The organism is Inquilinus sp. (genome assembly GCF_039594555.1).
Taxonomy (GTDB): Bacteria; Pseudomonadota; Alphaproteobacteria; order DSM-16000; family Inquilinaceae; genus Inquilinus.
In genome coordinates, this window is record NZ_JBCNNF010000449.1 from 1 (window position 1) to 5467 (window position 5467).

Consider the following 5467-nt stretch of genomic DNA (forward strand, 5'->3'; position numbering starts at 1 on the left):
GCCAGATGTCCTCGATCCGGTGCGGGTCGCGCCCGACCAGGAGGGGACAGACATGGTCGCGGAGATAGCTGGCCACCGCCAGCTCGCGCCCATTCAGCGTGGCATCGCCGATGCCGTGCACGCCGTCATCGGTGACCAGCTTCAGCGTGACGAAGTTGCGCCCGGGGCAGGTGACGATGATATCGGCGCGGACGATCTTCATGGCGCGTTCTCTCCCGGATTCGGCTGTCCAGCGCCGCGTCGAGGCGGCGGGCAGCGACAGATCCATAGCGTATCTAAAATCACCATACAAGTATGGCGAAGAGCAATCCGCGATGGTCTACACCACGCGGCGAAGCCCTGTATGCTGGGCCTGCAACGGGCCGGAACGGGAGGATGCATGGCCGGACGAAAGAGGGCGGGCGCGCCCCGGACACTGCCGGACCACATTCCCCTGGGCGGGGAGGGGCCGATCGGCCGGCAGGTCTATGAGGGGCTGCGCCAGGCGATCATCACCGGCCTGCTGCCGCCCGGCACGGCGCTGTCGGAGAAGGACGGGTCGGGGATGTTCGGCGTGTCGCGCCAGCCGGTGCGCGAGGCCTTCATCAAGCTGGTCGAGGCCGGGCTGCTGCAAGTGCTTCCGCAGCGCGGCACCCGGGTGCGCAAGATCTCGCGCCGCCAGGTCGAGCAGGGCCGCTTCATCCGCGAGGCGGTGGAGGCGGCGGTGGTGCGCCTGGCGGCCGAGAGCATCGACGCCGCCGGCCTGCAGCGTCTGGACCGCAATCTCGAGGCCCAGCACGCCGCCGCCCGGCGGCACGACCATGCCGGCTTCCTGGCGCTGGACGAGGGCTTCCACCGCCTGATCATCGAGGCGATCGACTGCCTGCCGGCCTGGAGCACGATCGAGAACATGAAGGCGCAGATGGACCGGGTGCGCTATCTCAGCCTGCCCGACGTCTCGCCGCTGGAGATGCTGATCGCCCAGCATGAGGAGATCGTCGCCGGTCTGCGGGCGCGCGACGCCGATGCCGCCGAGGCGGCGATGAGGCGGCATCTGCGCGAGATCCTGTCCTCGCTCGGCCCCATCGCTGAGCGCCGGCCGGAACTGTTCGAGCTGGAGGGGTGACCGGCCGGTCGGGGCAGGCGGAATGGCTTCATACGTTGGTCGGTTACCAAAGCTGTCATCCTCGGGCTTGACCCGAGGATCCAGGGGCTTTCAAGAGCCGCTCCCGGTGGCCCCTGGATTGCCGGGTCAAGCCCGGCAATGACAATAGGGCTGACGGGTCAGGGATGATGGTTCGAGGGCAGGGTCGCGCAAACGGTGATTGCCGAGTGTAGTCCCGCCCGCCGATGATCCGGGCCTTCCGAAAAGACAGGAGCATACGGTGAGCGATCAACAGACCCTCGCCCTGATGCGGATCGTGGCCGAGGCGCTGGCCCGGGCGGGCGGGCAACTGGCCCTGGCCCATCTGGCCGACCACAAGGCGCTGGAGGTCGAGGCCAAGGGGCCGCAGGATTTCGTCACAGTGGTCGACAAGGCGGTCGAGACCCTCATCCGCGGCCGACTGAAGGAGATCTTCCCCGACCACGCCGTGCTGGGCGAGGAGTTCGGGCTGGACCGCCAGGGTGCCCGCATCGTCTGGGGCCTGGACCCGATCGACGGCACCTCGAACTTCCTGCGCGACCGGCCGGTCTGGTGCGTCTCGATCGGCGCCACCATCGACGGCAAGCCGGCGCTGGGCGTGATCTACGAGCCGGTGCGGGACGAGCTGTACAGCGCCGCGACGGGGCAGGGGGCGACCCGCAACGGCACGCCGATCACAGTCAACGCCAAGGCCGGCCCGAATTCCGCGATCATCGGCGTCGGCTACTCGCCGGGCCGCAAGATCGAGGAGCATGTCCAGCAGATCGGCCACATCCTGACCCATGGCGCGGAATACCGGCGGCTCGGCTCATCTGCGATGTCGCTGGCCTATGTCGCCGATGGTCGCTTCGACGGCTACGCCGCCGCCCACACCAATGCCTGGGACGTGATGGCCGGGCTGGTGCTGGTGCGCGAGGCCGGCGGCGTCACCGATGATTTCATCGAGAGCGGGGCGCAGAGCGGCCCGGTCACCGCCGCGGCGCCGGGCGTCGCGGACCTGGCGCGCCAGCTCCGGGCGCTGGTCTGAGGACGTCGCCCAGGCTGTAGCGCTCCGGCGGCGTTCCGGCGGCCAGCCAGGCCGCGACCTCCGCCATCGTGGCGAAGGTCCGGCCGGCGCCGGCGGCCTTGAGGCGCTGGCCCAGCCCGTCATCGGCATGGCCGCCGCCGGTGAAGCCGACCACCTTCATCCCGGCGCGGCGGGCGGCGGTGACGCCGTGGATCGAATCCTCGATCACCAGGCAGTCCGCCGGGTCGGTGCCCATCTGCGAGGCGGCGTAGAGGAACACGTCCGGCGCCGGCTTGCCGCGCTTGACTTGGCTGGCCGAGAACACATGCGGGTCGACCGCCGCCAGCAGCCCGGCCGTCTCCAGGTTGCGGCGCAGATTGGGCAGGCCGGTGGAGGAGGCGACGCAGGGCGGATGGCCCAGCTTCGCCGCCGCCGCGATCGCCTCGGCAGCGCCGGGAATGGCGCGCAGCTCGGTGGCGAAGCGGCGCGCGCTCTCCGCCCGGATCTCCTCGATGATGCTGTCCTCGACCGTGAAGCCCAGTTCGGCCGCCAGCGTGGTCCAGGCCACATGGTGCGGCGTGCCGCAGAAGCGCCGGGCGATCTCGCTGGGCGCCACGGTGTGGCCCAGCCGGGCCAGCGCCTCGGAATCGACGGCACAGAAGATCACTTCCGAATCGATCAGAACGCCGTCGCAGTCGAAGATCACCAGCATGGCAGGCCCAGGGAGCAAAACGGAGAGAGGCGGGCGACAACATCACGCCGCTGCGCTATGTGCAAGCCGCAGAGCGTAAGGGAGAACCGATGGCGCCCAGGCGCATCCATATCACCGGCGCATCCGGCTCCGGCACCACGACGCTGGGCCGGGCTCTGGCGGCTGCGACCGGCGCGCTGCACCTGGACACCGACGACGTCTACTGGCTGCCCACCGACCCGCCGTTCCAAGACAAGCGGCCGATCCCCGACCGGCTGGCGATGCTGGACGAGGCGCTCGACCGGGCCGATCGCTGGGTGTTGACCGGCTCGCTGATCAGCTGGGGCGACCCTCTGATCCCGCGATTCGACCTCGTCGTCTTCCTCTACATCCCGCCGGCGCTGCGGCTGGCGCGGCTGCGGACCCGCGAGATCGAGCGCTACGGCGCCGCGGCACTGGCCCCCGGCGGGGCGATGCACGCCACGCACCACGCCTTCCTCGACTGGGCGGAGGCCTACGATGTCGGCACCCGGGTCGGCCGCAACCTCGAGGCGCACAATGCCTGGCTGTCGCGCCTGCCCTGCCCGGTGCTGCGGATCGAGGGCGACACCACGGTGGAGGAGCGGGTGCGCCGCGTGCTCGCGTTCCGCCGGGTCGAGGGGCGAGCATGGCAGGGGTGAGCCCAGAAGAGGTCCGCGCCACGCTGCGGGAGGCGGGTCTCGATCTTCGCCCGGATGAGATTGCGCTGGAGGCGCGGGAGGATCGCTGGCTGGCCCGGCTGCCCGGTGACCGGATGGCCTGGTTTCCCGCGAATGGGGAGGGCGAGCGGCGGCTGGCCGCGGACCGCCGACTGCTCTGCCTGCTGGCCGAACGCTGCCGCTTCAGGGTGCCGCGGGTTCTCTACGAATCCGGGACAGGTTTCGATCTTCGGGCGGCCGTGCCCGGTCTCTGTGACCCCGTCGCCCTCTATGCGCGCATCGCGGCCGACCGGGCCGTGGCCCGTCGGCTCGGGCATGCCCTGGGCCTGGTCCTGGCGGAGCAGCACGGCCGGATCGACCGGCCTGATGTCGCAGGCTGGCTGCCGGAGCGTGTTCCCTGGCCGAAGCCGATCAGTTGGATCCGGGAGCGGCTGCCGGACGTGACCAACGACGCCTCGCTCCTGGCCCGGATCGACCGGGTGCTGGAGATGCAGGACGCGCTTGATGTGCCGGAGGACGATCGCTCGCTGGTGCATGGTGATCTCGGGGTGCACAACATCGCGGTCGACCCGGCCAACGGCGACCTCCGGGGTGTCTTCGACTATGACGGCGCCGCCTGGGACGATCGCCATCACGATTTCCGCTATCTCGTCTTCGACCACGCGGATGAAAGCCTGCTGGACACCGCGATCGCTGCCTATGAGCCGGCTGCGGGCCGCAGGATCGACCGCCGTCGTGTCCGGCTGTACAACGCTGCCAGCGCGATCTGCTACCTGGCCTACCGCCGCGGCATCGCGGCTCATGTGCGGCATTGCGGGCGGACGTTGGCGGAAGATCTGGCCTGGGTCCGGAAGGCCGTCGATTTGGTGCTGTGACCGGCGTGGGCCAGACTTTGCGAGTTGGAGGGAGGAATCTGTGACCATGACTGAACCCGATGCTCTGCCCCGGCTGGACGGGCAGGTGGCCCTGGTCACCGGGGCCAGCCGCGGCATCGGCGCCGCGGCGGCGCGGGTGCTGGCGGCGCGAGGGGCCGCGGTGGCGCTGACCGCCCGCTCGGCCGAGGCGATCGAGGCGATCGCGCAGGAGCTGAATGCTTCCGGCGGCCGCGCCGTCGCCATCCCAGGCGACATCGGCGACATCGCCTGGGCCGAGGCGCTGGTGGAGGAGGCGGCCGAGGCGCTGGGCGCGCCGACCATCCTGGTCAACAACGCCGGCATGGTCGGGCCGATCGGCCATATCCTCGATTGCGACCCGGCCGACTGGGCCCGCAACGTCACCGTCAACCTGCTGGGCGCCTATGCCGTGCTGCGGGCGGCGCTGCCCGGCATGGTCGAGGCCGGCGGCGGCACGGTGATCAATGTCAGCTCCGGCGCCGCCGAGAACGTCCAGGAGGGCTGGAGCGCCTATTGCGCCGGCAAGGCCGGCCTGGCGATGCTGACCCGGTCGCTGCATCTGGAATATGCCGGGCAGGGCATCCGGGCCTTCGGCTTCCGCCCGGGCACGGTTGATACCGAGATGCAGGGCGAGATCCGTGCCTCCGGCATGAATCCGGTCAGCCAGATGCCGCGCGAGGCGCATGCCCCGCCGGAGCATCCGGCCCGCGTCATCGCCTGGCTGTGCGGGCCCGAGGCACAGGACCTGGTCGGCGAGGAGCTGAGCATCCGCGACCCGGGGCTGCGCCGCCGCGCGGGGCTGCCGTCATGAGCGCGAAAGAGGCGGGTTTCGCCCTCGACCCGCGGATCGCGGGCTCGACCCTGGAGTGGCGCGACTGGTCGCTGTCGCAGGTCCGGCTGATGAACGACCGCCGCTTCCCCTGGCTGCTGCTGGTGCCGCGCCGGGCCAAGGCGGTCGAGTGGCACGCTTTGCCACCCGAGGACCAGGCGACGCTGCACCAGGAGACGATGCTGGCCGCCTGCGCCCTGGCCGCGGCGTTCCCGGCGATGAAGATC

6 protein-coding genes and 2 pseudogenes are annotated in these 5467 nt (G+C 70.8%); 6 read left to right on the top strand and 2 right to left on the bottom strand.

Annotation, left to right across the window (positions count from 1 at the left end; genetic code table 11):
• Positions 1 to 202: pseudogene (locus tag ABDW35_RS31300) on the bottom strand (bifunctional D-altronate/D-mannonate dehydratase); the annotation flags it as partial.
• Positions 203 to 379: 177 nt separating this feature from the next.
• Here ABDW35_RS31300 and ABDW35_RS31305 point away from each other — a divergent pair.
• Both ABDW35_RS31305 and ABDW35_RS31310 read left to right on the top strand, forming a co-directional pair.
• Positions 380 to 1105 (top strand): GntR family transcriptional regulator, encoded by a 726-nt coding sequence (locus ABDW35_RS31305; protein ID WP_343717759.1) that lies wholly within the window; start codon positions 380 to 382, stop codon positions 1103 to 1105.
• Between the two features lie 259 nt (positions 1106 to 1364).
• Positions 1365 to 2150: an inositol monophosphatase gene (locus tag ABDW35_RS31310; RefSeq protein WP_343717760.1), complete on the top strand. Its 786-nt coding sequence runs from the start codon at positions 1365 to 1367 to the stop codon at positions 2148 to 2150.
• On the opposite strand, the gene ABDW35_RS31315 is transcribed toward ABDW35_RS31310, so the two are convergent.
• Entirely contained in the window at positions 2092 to 2841 is a 750-nt protein-coding gene (locus tag ABDW35_RS31315) for an HAD-IA family hydrolase (protein ID WP_343717761.1), read from the bottom strand. The genes ABDW35_RS31310 and ABDW35_RS31315 overlap by 59 nt on opposite strands.
• Positions 2842 to 2930: 89 nt before the next feature.
• On the opposite strand from ABDW35_RS31315, the gene ABDW35_RS31320 reads away from it, so the two are divergent.
• From ABDW35_RS31320 to ABDW35_RS31335, 4 genes and pseudogenes are all read left to right on the top strand, one after another.
• A complete protein-coding gene (locus ABDW35_RS31320; RefSeq protein ID WP_343717762.1) occupies positions 2931 to 3500 on the top strand; it encodes an AAA family ATPase in 570 nt (189 codons plus the stop codon).
• Entirely contained in the window at positions 3488 to 4393 is a 906-nt protein-coding gene (locus ABDW35_RS31325; protein WP_343717763.1) for an aminoglycoside phosphotransferase family protein, read from the top strand. Before ABDW35_RS31320 ends, ABDW35_RS31325 begins: the two co-directional genes overlap by 13 nt.
• A 46-nt stretch (positions 4394 to 4439) precedes the next feature.
• Positions 4440 to 5222, top strand: coding sequence for an SDR family oxidoreductase (locus ABDW35_RS31330; RefSeq protein ID WP_343717764.1), 783 nt, complete (start codon positions 4440 to 4442; stop codon positions 5220 to 5222).
• Positions 5219 to 5467: pseudogene (locus ABDW35_RS31335) on the top strand (diadenosine tetraphosphate hydrolase); the annotation flags it as partial. The gene ABDW35_RS31330 and the pseudogene ABDW35_RS31335, both read left to right, overlap by 4 nt.